This is a genomic window from Sphingopyxis sp. CR5 (assembly GCF_059693785.1).
Genome location: NZ_JCATIE010000009.1, coordinates 53,948 through 76,118, shown reverse-complemented (window position 1 = coordinate 76,118; position 22,171 = coordinate 53,948). Strand labels below are relative to the sequence as shown.

At 66.7% G+C, this 22,171-nt stretch carries 21 protein-coding genes; 2 read left to right on the top strand and 19 right to left on the bottom strand.

Features of this window, described 5'->3' with window-relative positions; genetic code table 11:
- Positions 1-13 precede the first annotated feature (13 nt).
- The 13 genes from AC58D2_RS14545 to AC58D2_RS14485 form a co-directional block, all read right to left on the bottom strand.
- Positions 14-1,183, bottom strand: a complete 1,170-nt coding sequence (locus AC58D2_RS14545; protein ID WP_497391556.1) for a sterol desaturase family protein — start codon at positions 1,181-1,183, stop codon at positions 14-16.
- Positions 1,184-1,351: 168 nt separating this feature from the next.
- A complete protein-coding gene (gene ligA / locus AC58D2_RS14540) occupies positions 1,352-3,496 on the bottom strand; it encodes an NAD-dependent DNA ligase LigA (protein ID WP_497391554.1) in 2,145 nt (714 codons plus the stop codon).
- Entirely contained in the window at positions 3,493-4,218 is a 726-nt protein-coding gene (locus AC58D2_RS14535) for a GNAT family N-acetyltransferase (protein WP_497391552.1), read from the bottom strand. Before AC58D2_RS14535 ends, ligA begins: the two co-directional genes overlap by 4 nt.
- The gene (gene recN, locus AC58D2_RS14530; RefSeq protein ID WP_497391550.1) at positions 4,218-5,900 is read right to left on the bottom strand and encodes a DNA repair protein RecN; all 1,683 of its coding nucleotides are present in this window, start codon (positions 5,898-5,900) and stop codon (positions 4,218-4,220) included. Before recN ends, AC58D2_RS14535 begins: the two co-directional genes overlap by 1 nt.
- A 47-nt stretch (positions 5,901-5,947) precedes the next feature.
- Positions 5,948-6,742, bottom strand: a complete 795-nt coding sequence (locus AC58D2_RS14525) for an outer membrane protein assembly factor BamD (RefSeq protein WP_497391548.1) — start codon at positions 6,740-6,742, stop codon at positions 5,948-5,950.
- A gap of 68 nt (positions 6,743-6,810) precedes the next feature.
- On the bottom strand, positions 6,811-7,512 hold the full coding sequence (locus tag AC58D2_RS14520) for a peptidylprolyl isomerase (RefSeq protein WP_497391546.1): 702 nt from the start codon (positions 7,510-7,512) through the stop codon (positions 6,811-6,813).
- A gap of 188 nt (positions 7,513-7,700) precedes the next feature.
- Positions 7,701-10,004 (bottom strand): polyribonucleotide nucleotidyltransferase, encoded by a 2,304-nt coding sequence (gene pnp, locus AC58D2_RS14515; protein WP_497391544.1) that lies wholly within the window; start codon positions 10,002-10,004, stop codon positions 7,701-7,703.
- A gap of 294 nt (positions 10,005-10,298) precedes the next feature.
- Positions 10,299-10,568 (bottom strand): 30S ribosomal protein S15, encoded by a 270-nt coding sequence (rpsO, locus tag AC58D2_RS14510; RefSeq protein WP_497391542.1) that lies wholly within the window; start codon positions 10,566-10,568, stop codon positions 10,299-10,301.
- Positions 10,569-10,595: 27 nt separating this feature from the next.
- The gene (gene truB / locus AC58D2_RS14505; protein ID WP_497391540.1) at positions 10,596-11,555 is read right to left on the bottom strand and encodes a tRNA pseudouridine(55) synthase TruB; all 960 of its coding nucleotides are present in this window, start codon (positions 11,553-11,555) and stop codon (positions 10,596-10,598) included.
- 32 nt (positions 11,556-11,587) lie between these two features.
- Positions 11,588-12,019 (bottom strand): DUF6491 family protein, encoded by a 432-nt coding sequence (locus tag AC58D2_RS14500; protein WP_497391538.1) that lies wholly within the window; start codon positions 12,017-12,019, stop codon positions 11,588-11,590.
- Positions 12,020-12,088: 69 nt separating this feature from the next.
- Positions 12,089-12,631 carry a GNAT family N-acetyltransferase gene (locus AC58D2_RS14495; protein ID WP_497391536.1) on the bottom strand — a complete coding sequence of 181 codons (543 nt, stop codon included), beginning with the start codon at positions 12,629-12,631 and terminating at the stop codon, positions 12,089-12,091.
- Positions 12,624-13,226 carry a thymidine kinase gene (locus AC58D2_RS14490; protein ID WP_497391534.1) on the bottom strand — a complete coding sequence of 201 codons (603 nt, stop codon included), beginning with the start codon at positions 13,224-13,226 and terminating at the stop codon, positions 12,624-12,626. The genes AC58D2_RS14495 and AC58D2_RS14490 overlap by 8 nt, the downstream gene beginning before the upstream one ends.
- Positions 13,227-13,267: 41 nt before the next feature.
- Positions 13,268-13,699, bottom strand: a complete 432-nt coding sequence (locus AC58D2_RS14485; RefSeq protein ID WP_497391532.1) for an RrF2 family transcriptional regulator — start codon at positions 13,697-13,699, stop codon at positions 13,268-13,270.
- 79 nt (positions 13,700-13,778) lie between these two features.
- Between AC58D2_RS14485 and AC58D2_RS14480 the strand changes: the two genes are divergently transcribed.
- Both AC58D2_RS14480 and AC58D2_RS14475 read left to right on the top strand, forming a co-directional pair.
- Positions 13,779-14,252 (top strand): group III truncated hemoglobin, encoded by a 474-nt coding sequence (locus tag AC58D2_RS14480; protein ID WP_497391530.1) that lies wholly within the window; start codon positions 13,779-13,781, stop codon positions 14,250-14,252.
- Between the two features lie 82 nt (positions 14,253-14,334).
- Positions 14,335-15,762 (top strand): WS/DGAT/MGAT family O-acyltransferase, encoded by a 1,428-nt coding sequence (locus AC58D2_RS14475; RefSeq protein ID WP_497391528.1) that lies wholly within the window; start codon positions 14,335-14,337, stop codon positions 15,760-15,762.
- A gap of 62 nt (positions 15,763-15,824) precedes the next feature.
- On the opposite strand, the gene rbfA is transcribed toward AC58D2_RS14475, so the two are convergent.
- The 6 genes from rbfA to rimP are packed head-to-tail and all read right to left on the bottom strand — an operon-like array spanning position 15,825 to position 22,171.
- Positions 15,825-16,235: a 30S ribosome-binding factor RbfA gene (rbfA, locus tag AC58D2_RS14470; RefSeq protein WP_497391526.1), complete on the bottom strand. Its 411-nt coding sequence runs from the start codon at positions 16,233-16,235 to the stop codon at positions 15,825-15,827.
- A gap of 1 nt (position 16,236) precedes the next feature.
- Complete coding sequence (locus AC58D2_RS14465; RefSeq protein ID WP_497391524.1) at positions 16,237-16,614, bottom strand: hypothetical protein; 378 nt, start codon at positions 16,612-16,614, stop codon at positions 16,237-16,239.
- Positions 16,615-16,672: 58 nt separating this feature from the next.
- Positions 16,673-19,222, bottom strand: coding sequence for a translation initiation factor IF-2 (infB, locus tag AC58D2_RS14460; protein ID WP_497391522.1), 2,550 nt, complete (start codon positions 19,220-19,222; stop codon positions 16,673-16,675).
- An 18-nt stretch (positions 19,223-19,240) separates the two neighbouring features.
- On the bottom strand, positions 19,241-19,996 hold the full coding sequence (locus AC58D2_RS14455) for a DUF448 domain-containing protein (protein ID WP_497391520.1): 756 nt from the start codon (positions 19,994-19,996) through the stop codon (positions 19,241-19,243).
- Positions 19,977-21,626, bottom strand: a complete 1,650-nt coding sequence (gene nusA / locus AC58D2_RS14450; RefSeq protein ID WP_497391518.1) for a transcription termination factor NusA — start codon at positions 21,624-21,626, stop codon at positions 19,977-19,979. The genes AC58D2_RS14455 and nusA overlap by 20 nt, the downstream gene beginning before the upstream one ends.
- Positions 21,626-22,171 (bottom strand): ribosome maturation protein RimP, encoded by a 546-nt coding sequence (gene rimP / locus AC58D2_RS14445; protein WP_497391516.1) that lies wholly within the window; start codon positions 22,169-22,171, stop codon positions 21,626-21,628. Before rimP ends, nusA begins: the two co-directional genes overlap by 1 nt.

Below are 22,171 nucleotides of genomic sequence, written 5' to 3'. Positions count from 1 at the left end.
CGGGCAAATCGTCCTATTCCGCCGACGCCTCGTCGGTCTTCTTGCCCGTTCGCGTCCAGGGATAGAGAAACTGGCCGACATAATGTTTCGGGACATCTTCGGGGATGCCGTAATTTTCGGGCCAGCGATCCTTCGGCAGGTGGAAAGTCCCGAACAGCTTGTCGAGGAAAGGAAAGTGGATCGCGAAATTGACGTCGAACGCCTCGCGCTCGAGCCCGTGATGCCAATGGTGGAAGCGCGGCGTCGCGAGCCAGTGGCCGAGCCGGTTGAAATCGCCGCCGACATTGGCGTGGAGCAGCGACGACCAGACATAGACGAAGCCGATATAGGCCTGCATCACCGACGGGCTGAACCCCAGCGTGAACAGCGGCAGCGAGGTGATCGAGCGCAGGAGGATGATCTCTACGAAGTGCATCCGCGACCCCGCGAGCCAGTCCATCGATTTCGCGCTGTGGTGGATCGCGTGGAATCCCCACAGGAAGGGGAAGCGGTGGAAGCTGCGGTGGAACCAATATTGCACGACGTCCGACGCGATAAGGACGATGACGAACTGCACCGCCCACGGCAGCGACGCGACTCCGGCGCGGAACGCCGCCCAGCTACTCGTATGGTCGTTGACGAACGCCTGCGGCGCGAGCGCGAGGAAGCCCAGTATCTGCACGAACATCGTGCTCACGAGATAGTAGAACAGATCCTCGCGCCATTCGGTGCGAAAGAGCCGCTGTGCGCGGCGGTGCGGAAAGGCGCGTTCGAGGGGCGCGAACATGAAGCCGGTGACCAGCAGGTTGACGACGAAGAAATCGAGTCCGAAGAAAATCCCCCAGTCGCGCGTCTCGGCGGGCTGGACGTTCGCCCCGCCCATCAGCGCGGCGGCGAGCCCGATCATCAGCGCGGTGGCGCCCAGCACCTTGCGCGGACGCAGCAGCAGGCTGAGCAGCGACAGGCCGTAGCTGACGAGCAGGACAAGGTGCACCGCGCCGCGAAAGCCGGTCCAGCCCTTGACCACTTCCAGCTCGGGCGTCGCGAACCAGTCGGGGAAGCGCAGCGCGACGACCATGAAGAAACCGCTGATCGCGAACAGCAGCGCGAAAAAGCCCGACAGCCAGCCGCTCCCGAACCGCCGCACTTCGGTGTGCGATTCAAGGTCGCGCATCAGATTTTGCAGATAGTCACGCTTGGCCATGAAAACTCCCTCGACGGCCGCTCCCAAATCCTCCCCGCTCGCGGGGAGGGGGACCGCCGGCACAGCCGGTGGTGGAGGGGGCTATCGTCCTGAAACCGAGGCTTGAGGACGATAGCCCCCTCCGTCAAGCCTTCGGCTTGCCACCTCCCCGCGAGCGGGGAGGATTTGCTATCCCGCCGCCTCGACGATCCTCGCCCAGTCCGCTTCGTCGATCACACGGATGCCGAGCGCGCTCGCCTGCTTGAGTTTCGATCCGGCGCCAGGCCCAGCGACGACGAGGTCGGTCTTCGCGCTCACCGATCCCGCAGCCTTCGCGCCCAGCCGTTCGGCCTGTGCCTTCGCCTCGTCGCGGCTCATCGTCTCGAGCTTGCCGGTGAAGACGACGGTCTTGCCCGACACCTCGCTCTCCTGCGTTTCGACGACATAAAGCGGCGGCGATACTTCGCCGAGCAGGTCGTCCCACAGCGCGCGGTTGTGCGGTTCGTGGAAGAAGTCGCTCAGCGCCTCGGCGACCGCGGGGCCGATGCCGTCGGCGCGCACCTCGAGGATCGCCTTGATCGCGTCGAGCTTGCGGCTCGCATATTTGCCGTCGGATTCGCCCTCCTCGCGCGGATGGGCCTCGCCCCACGTGCGCAATTCGGCCGCCTTGCCGGGAAGCCGCCGGATGTCGCCAAGCCCCTTGAGCAGGTCGCGCGCGGTCACCGCGCCGACATGGCGGATACCGAGCCCGAAGAGCAGCCGCGCGGCGTCGGGTTCGCGTTTCGCCTCGATCGCGGCGAGCAGATTGTCGACCGACTTCTCCTTCCAACCCTCGCGCCCCAGCAGCGCCTCGCGGTGCGCCTTGAGGCGGAAAATGTCGGCCGGTCCCTTGTCGAGCCAGCCGAGTGTCAGAAATTCCTCGATACTCTTTTCGCCCAGTCCCTCGATGTCGAGCGCGCCGCGGCTGACGAAATGCCGCAGCCGTTCGAACTTCTGCGCCGCGCAGATAAGGCCGCCAGTGCAGCGTACGTCGACCTCGCCCTCCTCGGCCACCGCCTCGCTGCCGCACACCGGGCAATGGTCGGGGAAGACATAGGGCGCCCGCTTTTCATCGCGGGTCAGATTGTCGACCACCTGCGGGATCACGTCGCCCGCACGCTGAACGACGATGCGGTCGCCGGGCCGTACGCCGAGGCGTTCGATCTCGTCGCGATTGTGCAGCGTGACGTTCGACACGACGACCCCGCCGACGGTGACTGGGGTCAGTCGCCCGACCGGGGTCAGCTTCCCGGTGCGCCCGACCTGAATGTCGATGGCTTCGAGCGTCGTCTGTGCGCGTTCGGCGGGGAATTTATGCGCGATCGCCCAGCGCGGCGCCTTGGCGACGAAGCCGAGCCGTTGCTGCCAGTCGAGCCGGTCGACCTTATAGACGACGCCGTCGATGTCGTAAGGCATGTCGGCGCGCTCGGCCTCGATCGTGCGATAATGGTCGAGCACGCCGGCGGCGCCGTCGAACCGCTTCAGTAGCGGCGACACCGGCACGCCCCAGCCTTCGATGCGCTGCATCATCGCGAACTGCGTCGCTTCGGGCACGTCGCTGACCTCGCCCCAGCCGTGCGCGAGGAAGCGCAGCGGGCGCGCCGCGGTGACGCTCGCGTCCTTCTGGCGCAGCGAACCCGCCGCGGCGTTGCGCGGATTGGCGAACTGGCGCGCCTTTTCGGCGTCCTCGGCCTCGGCAAGGAGGCGCGCATTGAGCGCGGTGAAATCGGCCTTGGCCATATAGACCTCGCCGCGGATCTCGAAGACGTCGGGCACCTCGCCCTTCAGTCGCTCGGGAATATCGGCGATCGTCCGCACATTGGCGGTGACGTCCTCCCCGACCGTGCCGTCGCCGCGCGTGGCCGCCTGGACGAGCTCGCCCTTTTCATAGCGCAGCGAACAGGACAGGCCGTCGATCTTGTCCTCGGCGGTCAGCGCGACCGCCTCGTCCTCGCCGAGCGCCAGGAAACGGCGCACGCGCGCCACGAACTCGGCGACATCCTCGGCGGCGAACGCATTATCGAGGCTCATCATCCGCACCGCGTGCGTAACCTTGGCGAGCGGCGACGCCTCGACCGCAGCGCCGACCAGCCGGTTCGGACTGTCGGCCCGGATCAGACGGGGGAAGGCCGCCTCGATCGCATTGTTGCGGCGGACAAGCGCGTCATAGTCGGCGTCCGAAATCTCCGGGCTGTCCTCGGCATGATAGAGTTTGTTGTGGTGCGCGATCTGCTTCGCGAGCCGCATCAGCTCGTTCGCGGCCTCGGCCTCGGTCAGCGATTCGATGTTGGTCATGCCCCGGCTTTTGCCACCGGCGCGAACTCGGCGCGAGTATCCAATCGCGCGATCACCAGCACATGCACCTGCCGCCGGATGCGAAAGCCGAGCGTTTCGTAGAGCGCGATCGCGCCCGCATTGTCGGCATAGCTGTGCAGGAAGGGCGTGTCGCCGCGCGCGACCATTGCGCGCATGACATGGCCGATCAACGCGCGGGCAAGGCCGCGCCCGCGGCAGTCGGCCCAGGTTGCGACCCCGCTGACCTCGGCCATGCCGGGCATCAGCATCCTTTGGCCCGCCATCGCGAGCAGTCGCCCCTCTTCGCGCACGCCGAAGAAGGGGCCATAGCGATGCGTCGCCGGCCCCCACGGACCCGGCTTCGCATGGTCGGCGAGCGCTCCCATTTCGGGCGCATCGGCGTCGGACAGCGGCACCATCGCAGGCTCGCCGGCGCGCGGCGCGGGCGGCGGTCCTTCGGCCACCATCTGCGCAAGCACTGCGCGCCGCACTTCGCGCGTGCCCGGCGGCAAGGGCCATGGCTCGCCCTCGACGATCCACAGTTCGCCGTCATGGGGAGCCAGCGCCGCGAGCGCCGCCTGCGCCGCGGCGCCCGTATCGGCGGCGGCGCCGAACGGCCCATAGCCGCGATCGATCCGCACCGCTTGGGCGTCGCCCGTCGCGAGATGCGCCTGCCGCCCGGTGAGCATTGACCAGACGGGGCGGTCGAGGGGGTGATCCATCACACCACCTCCAGCAACCGTTCCGCCTGCGCCCGCGCTTCCTCCGTCACCTCCGCCCCCGACAGCATCCGCGCGATTTCTTCGCGCCGTCCCGCGTCGTCGAGGGCGCGGACGCCGGTGCGGGTGACGGTGCCCTCGCTCGACTTGGCGATCAGGAAGTGCGCGGCGCCCTTGGCCGCGACCTGCGGGCTGTGCGTCACAGCGAGCAATTGCCTGCCCGCGCCGCCCGCCGTTCCCTTGGCGAGCCGCGCCAGCCGTTCGCCGATCGCGCTCGCGACGGCGCCGCCGACGCCGCGGTCGATTTCGTCGAAGATGATCGTGTCGGCGCCGCCTTCCTCGGCGAGCGCGACCTTCAATGCGAGGATGAAGCGCGACAATTCGCCGCCGCTCGCAATCTTGGCGAGCGGGGCGAAAGGCGCACCGGGGTTGGTCGAAATGAGAAATTCGACCCGGTCGATGCCGTCGGGTCCCCAGCGTTCGGCGGGCAGCGGCTCGACGAGCGTCTGGAAGCGCGCGGCGTCGAGCTTGAGCGGCACAAGCTCTCCCGCGACCGCGGCGTCGAGCCGCGCTGCCGCCTTCGTGCGCTGGTTCGACAGCGCGGTCGCGGCGTGGGTATAGGCCGCCGCGGTGTCGCGCACCGCCGCCTCGAGTTTCGCGAGCCCCGCGCCGCCGCCCTCGATCGCGTCGAGCCGCGCCGCGAGGTCGAGCGTCAGCCGCGGCAGGTCGTCGGGCTGGCAGCCGTGCTTGCGGGCGAGCGCACGCAGTTCGAACAAACGCGTTTCGGCGGCTTCGAGGCGGTCGGGGTCATATTCCATCGCGCGCGCCGCCTCGTGCAGCTTCGCCTCGGCCTCGTCGGCGTCGATGATCGCGCGATCGAGGTTCGCGAGCGCCTCCGCGAGCAGCGGGTGATCGCCCGCGAGCCGGTCGAGCCGCCGCGCCGCGCCGCGCAGCAGCGCCGGGCCGCCCTCGCTGCCGTCGAACGCGTCGAGGATCGTCGCAAGATCGCCGGCGATCCGCTCGCCCTTCTGCATCGACGCGCGCGCCTCGGCGAGTTCGGTTTCCTCTCCGGGCCGGGGCGCGAGCGCCTGTAGTTCGGCAACGCAATGGTCGAGCCATTCGCGGTCGCGCTCCGCCTCGTCGAGCGCCGCCCTGGCCGCGGCGAGCTTGTCCTCGGCGGCGCGCCACGCGCCATGCGCCGCGGCGACCGCGCCGGTGTCGGCACGCGCATAGGCATCGAGCAGCGCGCGGTGTCCCGCAGGCGCGAGCAGGCCGCGATCGTCGTGCTGACCGTGGATTTCGACCAGATACCCGCCGACCTCGCGCAGCAGCGCCGCCGAGCAGGGCTGGTCGCCCAGAAAGGCGCGGCTACCACCGTCGGCCCTGAGCGTGCGGCGGACGAGCAGGGGCTCCCCGGGTTCGAGCGCGATGTCGTTGTCGGCCAGCAGCACGGCGAGCGGCGTGCCCGGTGCCGGCGGTGCAAAACTCGCCGTGACCTGCGCGCGGTCGGCGCCCTGCCGCACCAGTCCGGTGTCGGCGCGCATGCCGAGCGCAAGCCCCAGCGAATCGAGCAAGATCGACTTGCCCGCCCCGGTTTCGCCGGTCAGCACGCCGAGCCCGCTGTCGAATTCGAGGTCGAGCCGCTCGATCAGCACGATATTGGCAATGGACAGCGCGGTCAGCATGTCCCGCCCTTACCGCAGAACAAAATGCGAATCTATCGCCGGTTGCCTCAGGCGGTCGGCGCGTGCTTTTCCATCAGTTCGAACGCGCGTTCGTACCATTTGCTGCCCGGATAGTTCGCGCCGAGAACCGCCGCCGACTTCTTCGCCTCCGACGGCACGCCGAGCGCGAGATAGCATTCGACGAGGCGATAGAGCGCCTCGGGCGCGTGGCTCGTCGTCTGATATTTGTCGACCACTTCGCGGAAGCGGATCGAGGCGGCGAGCCAGTTCGAGCTGCGCTCGTAGAAACGGCCGATCTCCATCTCCTTGCCCGCGAGATGGTCCTGCACCAGGTCCATCTTGAGCCGCGCATCGGCGGCATAGCGGCTGTCGGGATAGCGGCGGATCACTTCGCCGAGCGTGTTTCGCGCCTGCTCGGTGATCTTCTGGTCGCGGGTGACGTCGCTGATCTGCTCATAATAGCTGAGCGCGATCAGATAATAGGCATAGGGGGCATCCTTGTTGCCCGGATGGATCGCGAGGAAACGCTGCGCCGCGGCGATCGCCGGCGTATATTCGCGGTCCATATAATAGGAAAAGCTGCTCATCAGCTGCGCACGGCGCGCCCAGGGCGAATAGGGATGCTGGCGCTCGACCTCGTCGAACAGCGCGGCGGCGAGCTTGTACTGGCCGCGATCGAGGCGATCCTGCGCCGCACGGTACAATGTGCTGACATCGCGCGCGATGTACCGCGTGTCTTTCTTGACCCCGCCGCCCCCGGCACAGGCCGCCAGCAAGGGCGTCATCACAAGGGCTGCGGCGAGCAGGCGCACGGCGGCGCGCGGATTAGTCCGGTGAGTCATGCGGGCGGTATAGCCACAGCGCGGATGAACGCAAAATAAATGATGGGGCGTTTCGGCGCTTTGCCTCCCTATTGCGCCGGGGAGACGGGCGCGGCCGACCTGACGACGCAGCCCTGCGGCGGATTGGCGGGCGCGGGTACGCGCCGCGCGGTCTTGATCGTCACCATCGGGTCGAGGATCTGGCCCTGCATCGGACCGTCGCCGGCGGTCGGCGACACCGGCGCGGCATAGATTTGCTCGGCGACGTCGCGGCCCCCAACGATCTCCCCGAACACCGCGAACCCCGCGCCGTCGCCGCCCTGGGCATCGGCATCGAATCCCTTGATATCGGACAGCAGCAGAAAGAAATCGGTCGTCGCGTCACCGGGGTTGAGCCGCGCCATCGACAGCGCGCCGTCGCAATTGGTCAGCCCGGTCTGCGTCGTCGGCTCGTGCGCGATCGGCGGAAAGTTGCGCGCGGCATTGCCGCGGTTCCCCGCCTGGATCAGTCGGCTCGCCGGGCCCCATGTCCGTGTCGAGCGATAGAATTTGAACCCGTCCATCCGCTTCGTGTCGACATAGCGCAGGAAATTCCTCGCCGTGACCGGCGCGCGCCCGTCCTCGATCCGCACCGTGATGGTCCCGAGATCGGTGTCGAGCGCGACATAGGGCCGCGTATCGGGCGCGGCGGCGACGGCGTCGGGCGCATGATCGGTGGCGGCGGGCGGCGCGTCCGGCTGGACCGCGGGTTGCACCGCGAGGGCGAGGAGCGGAAGGATCATCGTCAACATGGGACAGCGACATAATCAAATCGGGCGGGCGTGGCGAGTCCCGGCGCCTGCGTCCGGTTGTGACCGGTTGTGACCCCTTGCCATAACGATAGCGGAAATATCCGCTCCTCACCCAAAGCCCCCGACCGCACGCAAAGAAAAAGGGGCCTGCTTTCGCAGGCCCCCTTCTTTTCCGATGCCAAAGGCGATCAGTCCTTCAGGAAGTCGGGCACATGGCCCTGGTCCTCGGGACCATTGTCGCTGCGCTCGCGGCGCGGGCCGCGGTCGCGGTCGCCGCCTTCTCGGCGCGGACCGCGGTCGCGGCCGCCACGGCCACGGTCGCCGCCGTCGCGGCGCGGACCACGATCACCGCGATCGCCGCGCGGTTCGCGGGGCGGACGGGTGTCTTCGAGTTCCTCGCCGGTTTCCTGGTCGACGACGCGCATCGACAGGCGGACCTTGCCGCGCGGATCGATCTCGAGCACCTTGACCTTGACCTCCTGCCCTTCGGACAGGACGTCGGCGACCTTTTCGACGCGCTCGTTCCTGATTTCGCTGACGTGGACGAGGCCGTCCTTGCCGCCCATGAAATTCACGAACGCACCGAAGTCGACGAGATTGACGACCTTGCCGTTATAGATCTTGCCGACCTCGGGCTCTTCGACGATGCCGAGGATCCACGCCTTCGCGGCCTCGATCTGCGCCGGGTCCGACGAAGCGATCTTGATGATGCCTTCGTCGTCGATGTCGACCTTGGCGCCGGTGGTGGCGACGATCTCGCGGATCACCTTGCCGCCGGTACCGATGACGTCGCGGATCTTCGACTTGTCGATATTGATCGTCTCGATGCGCGGTGCGTGCGCCGACAATTCGCTGCGGGCCTCGCCCAGCGCCTTGTTCATCTCACCCAGGATGTGGGCGCGGCCCTCCTTGGCCTGCGCCAGTGCCTTTTCGAAGATTTCCTTGGTGATGCCGGCGATCTTGATGTCCATCTGCATCGTGGTGATGCCTTCGGACGTACCCGCGACCTTGAAATCCATGTCGCCGAGATGGTCCTCGTCGCCAAGGATGTCCGACAGGATCGCGAACTCGTCGCCTTCGAGGATCAGGCCCATCGCGATGCCCGACACCGGGCGCTTGATCGGCACGCCGGCATCCATCAGCGACAGCGAGCCGCCGCACACGGTCGCCATCGACGACGACCCGTTCGATTCGGTGATGTCGCTGGTCAGGCGGATCGTGTAGGGGAAGTCCTCCTTCGTCGGCAGCACCGGGTGCAGCGCGCGCCAGGCGAGCTTGCCGTGGCCGACTTCGCGGCGTCCCGGAGGACCGAAGCGGCCGACTTCGCCGACCGAATAGGGCGGGAAGTTATAGTGCAGCATGAAGTTTTCGTAGCGCAGGCCGTTGAGACCGTCGATCATCTGCTCGGCTTCCTTGGTGCCGAGCGTGCAGGTCGCGATCGTCTGGGTCTCGCCGCGGGTGAACAGCGCCGAACCGTGCGCGCGCGGCAGGAAGTGCGTTTCCGCCTCGATCGGGCGGATCTGCGTCGTCGAACGGCCGTCGATGCGCGTGCCGTCCTTCAGGATCGCGCCGCGGACGATTTCGGCTTCCAGCTTCTTGACCAGCTTGATTCCGGCCATCACCGCCTGGGGATCGAGGCCGTCGGCCGCGAACTGGTCCTTGGCCTTTGCACGGGCTTCGTTGAGCGCGTTCGAGCGCGCCGACTTGTCGGTCAGCTTGTAGGCCGCGGCGATATCCTTGCCGACCAGCTTCTTCAGCTTGTCCTTCAGCGCGGCATTGTCGTCGGTGCCGGCAAGCTCCCAGGGATCCTTCGCGGCCTGTTCGGCAAGGCCGATGATCGCCTTGATGACGTCGCGGCACGCGTCGTGCGCGAACATCACCGCGCCGAGCATCACCTCTTCCGACAGCTCGTTGGCTTCGGATTCGACCATCATCACCGCGTCGTGGGTCGCCGCGACGACAAGGTCCAGATCGCCTTCGGCAACCTGCTCGTCGGTCGGATTCAGAATATATTCGCCGTCGAGATAGCCGACGCGGGCAGCGCCGATCGGGCCCATGAACGGAACACCCGAAATGGTGAGCGCGGCCGAGGCCGCAACCATCGCGAGGACGTCGGGCTCATTGTGACCGTCATAGCTCATCACCTGAGCGATCGTGTTGATCTCGTTATAGAAACCTTCGGGGAACAGCGGGCGGATCGGACGGTCGATCAGGCGGCTGACCAGCGTTTCCTTTTCGGTCGCGCCGCGTTCGCGCTTGAAAAAGCCGCCCGGGATACGGCCCGCGCCGGCATATTTTTCCTGGTAATGGACGGTCAGCGGAAAGAAGTCCTGGCCTTCCTTCACCGACTTGGCGGCGGTGACGGCGCACAGGACGACCGTTTCGCCGAGGGTGGCGACGACGGCGCCGTCGGCCTGACGGGCAACCTTGCCCGTTTCGAGGGTCAGCGTTTCACCGCCCCACTCGATCGATACGTTTTTAACATCAAACATTTGATTTCCTTCGCCCGCCGGGCCCTATGCCGGGCGGGGCCTCTCTTTTCCGGGCAATCCGGCCCGGGCGGTGTGGGGCGTCTGTCTGCCCCGATGGCGGTCCCGCCGGATGCGGGATAGCCCCTAGACCAACCCAACGCCGCTCTTCCCGAGGAGCCATTGAGCCTGTCGAAATGGCGTCTCGAAGGATCAAACGAGTCCTTCGAGACGGGCCTTCGCCTTCGCTCAGTCCCTCCACAGGGCGAACGGAGACTTGGTAAGCAAACGGCCCCGAAACGGGGCCGTCCACCATGATTACTTGCGAAGACCCAGCTTCGCGATCAGGTCGGCGTAGCGACCCTCGTCCTTCTTTTTCAGATAGTCGAGGAGGCTGCGACGCTTGTTGACCATCATCAGCAGCCCGCGGCGGCTGTGATTGTCCTTGTGGTGCGCCTTGAAGTGCTCGGTCAGCGTGTTGATGCGGTCGGTCAGGATCGCGACCTGCACTTCCGGCGACCCCGTGTCGCCCTTTTCGCGGGCATGTTCGTTGATGAGTTCGGCCTTGCGCTCGGCAGTAATCGACATGTCTATGCTTCCTTCGAACATCGTGGCTTATAGATTGAAGCCCCGCACGACCTTCAGCGTTCCCGCCGAAACCTCTATCAGCGCGACGGGCCGCTTTTCGCTGTCCCGTCCCCAATAGAGCCCGTCCTGCGTGCTTCCCCCGGTCCAGACGCGACCCTGGCGGATCGCCCCTGCCGCTTCCGGGGAAAGGTCCAGAGCCGGGATGTCGACCAGCCCTGCCTCGAGCGGCAGAATCACATCTGATTGCGCGGCGCCTTGACCGAACGCGTTCAATTTGTCCAGTGAAATCGCAGATTCGAGCGCGAACGGCCCCGCCTTCGTGCGGCGCAGCATCGTCACATGGCCGACGGTTCCAAGCGCATGGGCAATGTCGCGCGCGAGGCTGCGGATATAGGTGCCCTTCGACACATGCGCGGCGAGGGTGATATCGTCGAGCCCTTTACTTCCCGCTCTTTCGTCACCCCGGACTTGATCTGGGGTCCATGCTTCGTCCGCGCCCTTGGATGCCGGATCAAGTCCGGCATGACGAAGCGAATGGATCGTCACTTCCCGCGCTTTCATTTCGACAGCCTCGCCCTTGCGCGCACGGTCATAGGCGCGCTCTCCATCGACCTTGATCGCTGAAAAGGCCGGCGGCACCTGTTCGATCGCGCCGGTGAAGCGCGGCAGCACCGCCTCCACCTCGGTCAGCGTCGGACGGACCTCGCTGGTCGCGACGACCTCGCCCTCGGCATCGAGTCCCGCAGTCTCGGCGCCGAACGCGATCGTGAACGCATACGCCTTGCTCGCGTCGAGCATCCGTCCGCACAGCTTGGTCGCCTCCCCCAGCGCGATCGGCAGCACGCCGGACGCAAGCGGGTCGAGCGTCCCGCCGTGGCCGACCTTGACCTTGCCGAGCCCCGCCTCGCGGCACACGCGCTTCACCGCGCCCACCGCCTGCGTCGAGCCGAGGCCCACCGGTTTGTCGAGGATGATCCAGCCGTTCATGCGCCGCGGCTAGGGCGCATGGGCCGGGCTTGTCAATTTGCCTTGGGCTTTTCGGCCTTGTCGTCCGCGATGTCCTTGGCCTTGTCGCGCCTCGACGGCGGCGGCGCCGAGTTGACGAACGACACCAGCGGACAGCGTTCGCCGCGCACGATCAGCGTCGCGAAACGGTCGAGCCGCGACGTGCCGCGCGTTTCGAACCCGATCGCATTGGCGAAGGCCAGGTCGCGGCAGATGCCGGCAAACTGGCCGTAATACCAGTCACCGCGACGATCCTTGATCCATATCCCGCGTTCGCGATCGGCCTCCCAGCTGCGGATCGTAGTGTCGCTCGGAAAGACGATGCTCGCCTCGGCGCCGATTTCGCGCGCGGCGGCTCCGGTCGTTTTTGCATCGGGCTCGTCGGCCGCCGCCGCCGAAAGGGGTAGCAGCGCGGCGGCCAGGGAGAGTGCGAGATTCCGTATCATGCCGCCGCATCTAGCAGTATGCGGCTGAACCGAAGCTGACCCGCCCTTCTCCTCTTCCCATGAAAGGGCTTAACCGCCGATCACCCATTCGTCGGCCAGCAACGACCAGAGCCCCGTATCGCGCACATGGCCGGTCCAGGTGATCCGTTCGGACCGCAGCACCCCTTCCTTGGTGCAGCCCAGCTTTGCGACCGCGGCCTGGCTGCGCGTGTTGCGCTCGTCGATGCGGAATTCGACGCGGCGGATCCCGACCGCGAAGGCATGATCCAGCATCAGCGTCTTCACGCGCCGGTTGAAGCCGGTGCCGCGCGCGTCGGGGTGGATATAGCTGTTGCCGAGTTCGATCGTCTGGGCCGACATGTCGGGGCGCAGCCATGCGGTCATCCCGACCAGCCGTGCGCCGTCGAGGATTGCATAGGGCATGCGGCTTTCGTGCCCGGTGAGCGCGTCGAAACTCGCATCGAAATGATCGGGATCATAGCTCGACGAATAGATCGGCCAGATTTCGGCATCGGCGGCGCAGGCGGCGCGCAGCGCCTCGCGGTGCGGTTCGCCGAGCTTGAGGAGCAGCAGGTCGCCGTCGGCGAGTTCGGTATAGAGGCGATCAAGCATCGGCGGGCATCGCCGCCGCCTCGCGGCGCTTTTCCATGAAGTGCCGCCGGCACATCGCGACATAGCGGTCGTTGCCCCCGATCTCGGTCTGCGCGCCCTCGACCACCGCGCGGCCGTGGTCGTCGACCCGCAGGTTCATCGTCGCCTTGCGCCCGCATTCGCACACCGCCTTCAGCTCGACGAGCGCGTCGGCCAGGCCGAGCAGCGCCGCCGAGCCGGGGAACAGGTTCGCGGCGAAATCGGTGCGCAGGCCATAGCAAAGCACTGGAACATTCGCTTCGTCGGCAAGTCGCGCGAGGCCCAGCACCTGATCGCGCGTCAGGAACTGCGCCTCGTCGACGAGCACACAGGCGAGCGGGCGCTGCCGGTTCTCGGCGCTCACCGCCGCCCATAAATCGCTGTCGGGATCGAACTTGTGCGCGTCGGCGAGCAGGCCGATCCGGCTCGTGATCTGGCCCGCGCCATAGCGATCGTCGAGCGCCGCGGTCCACAACATCGTGTCCATGCCGCGCTCGCGATAGTTGAAGTCCGCCTGCAACAGCGTCGTCGATTTGCCCGCGTTCATGCTGGCATAGTAGAAATAGAGCTTGGCCATGCGCCGAGCGATACCGCCTCGGCGACGGGGCGCAAGCCGAATCAGGTGGCGCCGAGCAGCGCCCGGAACCGCCCCGGATGCGGCAGCAGGTCGGCGAGCGTATAGGTGTCGAGATGCGATGTGAACGCCGCGAGCGCGCCCGCGAGCGCGCCCTGCAACCCACAGCCGCCACGCACCGGGCAGGTCGATCCGGCAGGGTCCATACATTCGACGAAGCCGGCCAGATTTTCGAATTCGCGCACGATCGCGCCGACGGTCACGTCCCCGGGTGGCCTGGCAAGGCTCAGCCCCCCGCCCCGCCCGCGCCGCGCGCGCACATGGCCGAGGGCCTGCAACCGCTGCGCCACTTTGGCGAGATGGTTGCGCGAAATGCCATATTGGCCGGCGATCTCGTCGACCGACATTTGCCGCTCGGTCGCCGCCAGCGCCATCAGGATGCGTAGCGCATAGTCGCTGTGGAGGCTTAGTCGCATATAAGTGGTATATGAGATATTGCTTTTACCGGCAAGGCCGATAAACAGGCATTTGCAATACATATTATCGAGTCGTCCGATGCAAAAGCGTACCGTTCCCGCCCACCCCCACGCGGTCGCCGCGCGCGCAGACCGCCGCGCCGCCGCCATCGCGATGGGCGTCGACGAGACTTTCATCGCGGCGCTGGTCGATCGCTTCTATGCCGCGATCCGGGACGACGCCGAACTTGGGCCGATCTTCGACGCGCGGGTCGACGATTGGCCCGCCCACCTCGCGCAGATGAACCGCTTCTGGCAGTCGATCCTGCTCGGCGCCGGCAATTTCACCGGGAATCCGATGATGAAGCATCTGGCGATCCCGTCGATCGGCGAAGCGCAGTTCCGCCGCTGGCTCGAACTCTTCTATGCCACGCTGCGCGCCATTGCGCCGGGCGAGGCGGCGGTCGCGCTGGTCGGGGGCCGGGCGCGGATGATCGCCGAAAGCCTGCTCGGCGGCATATGGGTCCATCGCGACGGCGATTTCACACGCAAGCCCGCTTTGCCCGAAGCCTAAACGCGCCGCGTTCGCTTGACTCGCCCGCCTCCGCTGTCATGCTGCGCACAAGAGATGCAGCATTTTGGTGGGAGAGCTGCCTATGCGATTGATGCCGGTAAGCGACGCGATGTTCCTGTGGGGGGAAAGCCGCGAAATGCCGATGCACATCGGCGGCATCAATCTCTACACCCTGCCCGACGATGTCGACGAGACCGACTGGCTGAACGATCAGCTCGCCCTGCTGCGCCAGTCGGAGGGGCTGCGGCGGCCGTTCAGCGAGGTGCTGAAACTGACCCCGCTCGGTCAATACGGCCCGATCCGGCTCGAGCCCGATCGCGACATCGACATGCACTATCATGTCCGTGCCGCCGCGCTGCCCAGGCCGGGGCGCTATCGCGAGATGTTCGAGCTCGCCTCGCGCCTTCATTCCAGCCTGCTCGACCGCACCCGCCCGCTGTGGGAGATCACCCTGATCTCGGGCCTGCCGAACCGGCAGATCGCGACCTTCAAGAAGGTGCATCATGCGCTGATGGACGGCGCGGCGAGCATCCATTTCTATAATTCGATGTTCTCGCCCGACCCCAAGGAGCGGCGAAGCTGCTCGCCGCTGTCGGTCGAGGCCTATGAAGCGTACAAGCGCAACTTCCCGTCGCCCAAAAAGCCGCCCCGTCCGAGCCTGACCGACATCGCCGCGATCGGCGATTTCCTGAAGGAGCAATGGGGCAACAGCGTCGGCGTGACCCGCGCGCTCAACCAATATGCCGCGGCAATGGTCGGGATCGGCGGCGACGGACTGGTCACGCCCTTTGCCGGCGTGCCGCGCACCAGTTTCAACCGCAACATCACCGGCGCGCGCCGCTTCGTCGCGCAAAGCTGGTCGCTCGACCGCGTCCGCGCGGTGGGCAAGGCCTATGACGGGACGATCAACGACGCAGTGCTGGGCATGTGCGCGGGTGCGATGCGCAAATATCTCCAGTCGCTGAACGAACTCCCCGACAAGCCGCTCAAAGCCATGGCGCCCGTGTCGATCCGTCCCAAGGACGACATCGATTCGGGCAATTCGGTGGCGTCGGTCACCGCGAACCTGGCGACCCATATCGACGACCCCGCCGAGCGGATGGCCGCGATCCAGGCCTCGATGAACGCGGCAAAGGCACAGCTGCGCGCGATGACCGCCCAGCAGATCCAGCTCTATACCGCGATCACCAATTTCCCTCAGATGCTGACCGCGCTGACCCGCACCGCCGACAAATTGCCCGCCTATTCGGTGACGATCTCGAACGTCCCGGGTCCGCGCGAGCAGATGTACTGGAACGGCGCGCGGCTCGACGGCATGTACCCCGCGAGCATCCCGGTCGACGGCATGGCGATGAACATCACCCAGGTGTCGAATTTCAGGAACATCGATTTCGGCATCACCGCCTGTCGCCGCAGCGTGCCGCACGCGCAGCGGATGATCGATTATCTGGAGGACGCGCTGGTCGAACTGGAAGCCGCGGCGGGGATCAAGACACCCAAGGGGACGTAGCGCCTATCCGCCCCCACCCGCCCGTCATCCTGGGGTAGGCGGGGATGACGATGACATCGGGCTCAGTCTTGAACGTCGCCCTCGCCGCTCTCCAGATCGCGCGCGACGTTGGGATCGCGCAGCAGCTTGTCGATATGGCTCGCCTCGTCGAAGCTTTCGTCGGGCAGGAATTTCAGCTTCGCCGCATATTTCATGCGGATGCGGTGCGCGACTTCGCGCTGGAGATAGGCGGTGTTGGTACGCAGCGCCTTGACGACCGCGTCCTCGTCCCGGCCAAGCAGCGGCTTTACGAACACCGTTGCGTGGCGCAGGTCGGGCGACATCCGCACCTCGGTCACGCTGACCGGATGCTTCGCCAGCACATCGTCGTGGACGTCGCCGCGTTGCAGGATTTCGCTGAGAACATGGCGCACCTGTTCGCCCACGCGCAGTACGCGGACGGAGGGACCCTGGGATTGTTCCTTGTGTCGCATTCTAGTCTTCCGGCTCCAGCCAGCCTTCGCGTTGCCCGACCTCCCACAGGGAGCCCTGGACTTTCCTCAGCTTGAACACCTGTGCCAGTCCATATTCCGTCGAAGGCAGAACCAGCGACGGCTCGGCGGAATCGCAGATCATTACCACGTTGGATCGATCATGCGAATCGACGATCACGATGCTGCCGTTGCCCCATTCGACGTTGGCGGGCGTTATCTTGCCATAGTCCGAGAACAGAATTTCCGCGACGTCCGGATCCTTGCGAACGCGAACGCCGACGGAGACCCCGTCAGCCGGAGCACGGTAGATGAAGTCGCCTTCGCATGGATGCGCGGTGGCGGCTGTCGCCGATAAAAGCAGGACAGACAGAAAGGCCATTCCGCTTCCCCCCTCTCCGCTCTGCGTCCCCGCCTGCGCAGGGACACAAATTCAGCCTTTACAGCGTGCGTTCGCGCTCCTCGACCTCGAACACCTCCAGGTGGTCGCCCGGCTTGATGTCGTTGGTGTCGGCGAGCACGACGCCGCATTCGAGGCCGGCGCGGACTTCGGCGACGTCGTCCTTGAACCGGCGTAGCGATGCGATCGTCGTTGCCGAAACGATGACGTCCTCGCGGGTGAGGCGCGCGTGGAGCCCCTTGCGGATGACGCCTTCGAGCACCAGCAGGCCCGCCGCCTTGTCGCGCTTGCCGGCCGGGAAGACTTCCTTGACCTCGGCGCGGCCGACGACGGTTTCGACGCGTTCCGGTCCCAGTTCGCCCGCCATCTCCTTCGCGATTTCCTCGGTCAGGTGATAGATGACGTCATAGTACATGAAACGCACTTTTTCGCGGTTCGCAATCTCGCGCGCCTTGGCGTTCGGGCGGACGTTGAAGCCGATGATCGGCGCCCCAGTCGATGCCGCGAGCGTCACATCGCTTTCGGTGATCGCGCCGGCGCCCGAATGGAGCACCCGAACGCGGATCTCGTCGGTCGACAGCTTGTTGAGCGCGGTGACGATCGCCTCGACCGACCCTTGCACATCGGCCTTGATGACCACCGGGAATTCGATGACATTGGCCTTGTCGGCAAGCGCCGAGAACATGCCCTCGAGGCTGACCGGCGCCTGGGCGGTCCGCTTCTTGAGCGCCTGTTCCTGGCGATAGGCGGCGACCTCGCGGGCGCGGCCCTCATTCTCGACGACGGTCAGCGTGTCGCCGGCCATCGGCACGCCGCCGAGGCCGAGCACTTCGACCGGGGTCGACGGACCCGCCGATTTCACCTGCTTGCCCTGATCGTCGATCAGCGCACGGACGCGGCCGCTCTCGGCACCGCAAACGAAGACGTCGCCGACCTTGAGCGTGCCGCGACGAACGAGGATCGTCGCCACCGGCCCGCGGCCCTTGTCGAGCTTGGCCTCGACCACCGTGCCCTCGGCATTGCGGTCGGGGTTCGCCTTCAGCTCCATGATCTCGGCCTGCAGCGCGATCGCGTCGAGCAGCTTGTCGAGGTTCAGATTCTTGAGCGCCGACACCTCGACGTCCTGGACGTCGCCGCCCATCGCCTCGACGATGATTTCATGCTCCAGCAGGCGCTCGCGCACGCGCTGCGCATTCGCACCGTCCTTGTCGATCTTGTTGATCGCGACGATGATCGGGACCCCCGCCGCCTTCGCATGGTTGATCGATTCGATCGTCTGGGGCTTGATACCGTCGTCGGCCGCCACGACCAGGATCGCGATATCGGTGACGTTCGCACCGCGCGCGCGCATTTCGGTAAAGGCTTCGTGGCCCGGCGTGTCGAGGAAGGTGATGACGCTGCCGTCCTTCGCCTTAACCTGATAGGCACCGATATGCTGGGTGATGCCGCCGGCTTCGCCCGCCTGCACATTCGCGCCGCGCAGCGCGTCGAGCAGGCTGGTCTTGCCATGATCGACATGGCCCATGATCGTGACCACCGGCGCACGGGGCTTCAGCGCCTCGGCCGCATCGACGTCCTCGTCGTGCCGAATGTCGACGTCGGCCTCGCTCACGCGCTTGATCTCGTGCCCGAATTCGGTGACGAGCAGTTCGGCGGTGTCCTGGTCAATCGTCTGGTTGACGGTGACCATCATGCCCATCTTGAACAGCGCCTTCACCAGGTCGGCGCCCTTTTCGGCCATGCGGTTGGCAAGCTCCTGCACCGTGATCGTGTCGGGCACGACCACTTCGCGAACCTGCTTTTCACGCGGCCCCGACGAGGGGGTCATGTGTGCGCGCTTTTCCTTTTCGCGGGCGCGCTTCAGCGCCGCGAGGCTGCGCGCGCGCGCGCCCTCATCCTCGTTGAGCGCGCGGGTGACGGTCAGCTTGCCCGACTGGCGACGGTTGTCGCCGCGATGATCCTTCTTCGGTTCGGGCCGCTTCGGCTCGGGACGCTTCGGCGCCTCGACCGGGGTGAACCGGCGCGGAGCGGGGGCCGACGGCGCGGCACGCGGCGCTGCGGGGGGGGGCGTTTCGGCTTTCGCGGCGGCGGGCACCTCGGCCGGCGCTTCGGCCTCGGCCTTCGCTTCGGCTTTGGCCTCTTCCTTCGCCTTCGCCTCTTCCTCGCGCGCTTCGGCGACGCGCGTCTTTTCGTCCTCAATCGCCTTGGCCCGCTCGGCCTCTTCGCGGCGGCGCGCGTCCTCGAGCGCGGCGAGGCGCGCTTCCTCGGCCTCGCGCAGCAATTGCGCCTGGCGCTCCTGGCGCGACATCAGGCTGTCGGCCTCGCTCTTGCGCGGCGCGGCGGCGGGCTTCGGCGCGGCAGGCTTCGGCGAGGCGGCGGGTGCCGGAGCGGCCGCTTCCTTCGCCTCTTCGGCTTCGGGCGCGCTCGGGGTTTCGCCGGGACGGCCAATGACGCGGCGGCGCTTCACCTCGACCACCACCGTGTTGCGGCGGCCATGGCTGAATTGCTGCTGCACCTGGCCGGCCTCGACCGTCCGCTTGAGCCCCAGGGGCTTGCGGGTCAGAGTCGGCTTGTCCTGTTCGTCACTCATCGAAAACCTGTTATCCTTCTACGCGTCCGAAACGGCGGAGTCCGCGGACGCCGCCCCATTACCCGCCGAGCGGGAATCCGTGTCGGGACCGCGGTTCGCCGCGTCCCTAAACCATCCGGTAAAAAACTGCCAGCGGGAGAGATGCGCCAGCACCCGGTCCGCGGCACGGGCGTCTACAAGCGCCAGATGCACCGCATTTTCACGCCCCAATGCCATAGATAGGGTGTTTCGGTCCACCGGCAAGACCGTGCCTTCGCGTCCCGAACCTTCTTCGCTTTCGCCGACGCGCCACGCCTGCGCCAGCTTTCGGCGCCCGTCCTCGCCGGCATCAAGTGCATGGAGGAGCAGGCGAACCTGCCCGCGGCGCGCCGCATCCTCGATCCGCTCGCTGCCCGAAACCAACATTCCGGCCCGCGCTTCGAGGCCCAGCCGGCTCAGCGTCGCGCGCTCGAGCTGCGCCTCGATCCGCGCGCCTAGATCATCGGGAATCGTCACGCCGCCTTCGTGCAGCGCCCGCGCCAGTCCGCCCTTGAGCTTGCCCTTCGCCTGCGCCGCTTCGAGCGCGGCGCGGGTCACGCCGATCCACGCGCCACGCCCCGGCGCCTTGGCCAGCACGTCGGGCGCGATGACGCCGTCGGGCCCGAGCGCCAGGCGCACGAGCCGTTCGGCCGGCGCCACGTCGCCGGTCACCACACAGCGCCGCTCGGGCGCATGTTGGCCGCGCCCCTTTGCGCGGTCGGTGTCGCTTAGCTGATCATTGCGAGGGGTCCGCATCGGCGGCCTCCCCGGTTTGCGGTTCCACCGCAGGCTCGACATCGGCAGGCGCAGCCGCTTCGGGTTCGTCATCGAACCAGTGCGCGCGCGCCGCCATGATGATCTCGTTGCCCTGCTCTTCCGACAGGCCATATTCGCCGAGCACGCCGCCCTTGTCCTCGGTGCGTTCGCGCGACGGACCACGACGGTTTTCGTTGCGCTTCTTGGCGATCAGCTCGTCGGTCGCGAGGTCGGCGAGGTCGTCGAGCGTCTTGATCCCGGCCTTGCCGAGCACGACGAGCATCGCTTCGGTCAGGTGCGGAATGTCGGCAAGCGCGTCCTCGACGCCCAGTTCGCGGCGCTCGGCGCGTGCGGCCTCTTCGCGGCGTTCGAGCGCTTCGGTCGCGCGGCTCTGCAGCTCCTCGGCGAGTTCCTCGTCGAAGCCCTCGATGCTCGCCAGTTCCTCGACGGGAACATAGGCGACTTCCTCGAGCTCGCCGAAGCCCTCGGCGACGAGCAGCTGCGCGAGCGTCTCGTCGACGTCGAGTTCTTCCTGGAACATCGTCGACCGCTCGACGAATTCGCGCTGACGCTTCTCGCTCGCATCGGCCTCGGTCATGATGTCGATCTGCTTGGCGGTCAGCTGGCTCGCCAGGCGAACATTCTGGCCGCGGCGACCGATCGCGAGGCTGAGCTGGTCGTCGGGGACGACGACTTCGATGCGGCCATCCTCTTCGTCGATCACGACGCGCTGCACCGTCGCCGGCTGGAGCGCGTTGACGACGAAGGTCGCGGTGTCTTCGGACCAGGGGATGATGTCGATCTTTTCGCCCTGCATTTCCTGCACGACCGCCTGAACGCGGCTGCCCTTCATGCCGACGCAAGCGCCGACGGGGTCGATCGAACCGTCATAGCTGATCACGCCGATCTTGGCGCGGCTGCCGGGGTCGCGCGCCGCCGCCTTGATCTCGATGATGCCGTCATAGATTTCGGGCACCTCCTGCGCGAACAGCTTCTTCATGAAGTCGGGGTGCGCGCGGCTGAGGAAGATCTGCGGCCCGCGATTCTCGCGGCGCACCGACAGGATGATCGCGCGGACGCGATCGCCGACGCGCATCAGTTCGCGCGGGATCTGCTGGTCGCGGCGGATCACGCCCTCGGCGCGGCCCAGGTTGACGACGATATGGCCGAACTCGACCGACTTGACGACGCCGGTGATGATCTCGCCGCCGCGGTCCTTATATTCTTCGAACTGACGCTCGCGGTCGGCTTCGCGCACCTTCTGGAAGATGACCTGCTTCGCCGACTGCGCATCGATGCGGCCGAGATCGACCGCGGGGAGCGGATCGACGATGAAGTCGCCGATCTTCGCATCCTTCTGCAGCTTCTGAGCGGCGGCAAGATCGACCTGCTTGAAGTAATCGTCGACCGCCTCGACCACTTCGACGACGCGCCACAGGCGCAGGTCGCCGGTCTGCGGGTCGAGCTTCGCACGAATGTCGTTCTCGGCGCCATAGCGGGCGCGGGCGGCGCGCTGGATCGCTTCCTCGATCGCCTCGATGACGATGCCCTTGTCGATCATCTTCTCGCTGGCGACCGAATTGGCAATCGCGAGCAGCTCGGCCTTGTTGGCGGAAATGGCAGTGGCCATCAGTCCTGTCCTTCTTCTTCCATGTCGTCGGCGCCTTCCATCGAAAGCGGGACGGTTGCGGCTATCAATCTGTCGGTGAGGACGAGCTTCGCCGTGTCGATCGCGTCGAACGGCAGCTTGTGCTCGACCTCTTCCTTGTCCGAAATCGTGACGGTGTCGCCGTCGATGCCGACGAGCGTGCCGTTGAAACGCTGGCGCCCGTCCATCTTTTCCTTGAGCGCGATCTTCGCTTCGTGCCCTGCCCAGTCGGCAAAGTCGGCGCGCCGCGTCAGCGGCCGGTCGATGCCGGGCGACGACACTTCGAGCCGGTAGGCGCCGTCCACCGGATCCTGGCCCGCTTCCTCGAGCGCATCGAGTTTTTCCGAGATGCGGCGCGACAGGTCGGCGCAATCGTCGATCGTCAGCTGGCGCGTATCGGGCCGCTCGGCCATCACCTGCAAGGTCGGATCGCTGTCGCCGCCAAAGAAGGCGACGCGCACGAGCGCCAGCCCCCTCGCCTCGGCTTCGGGCGCGATGATCGCGTTGAGGGCGTCGAAATCGACCAA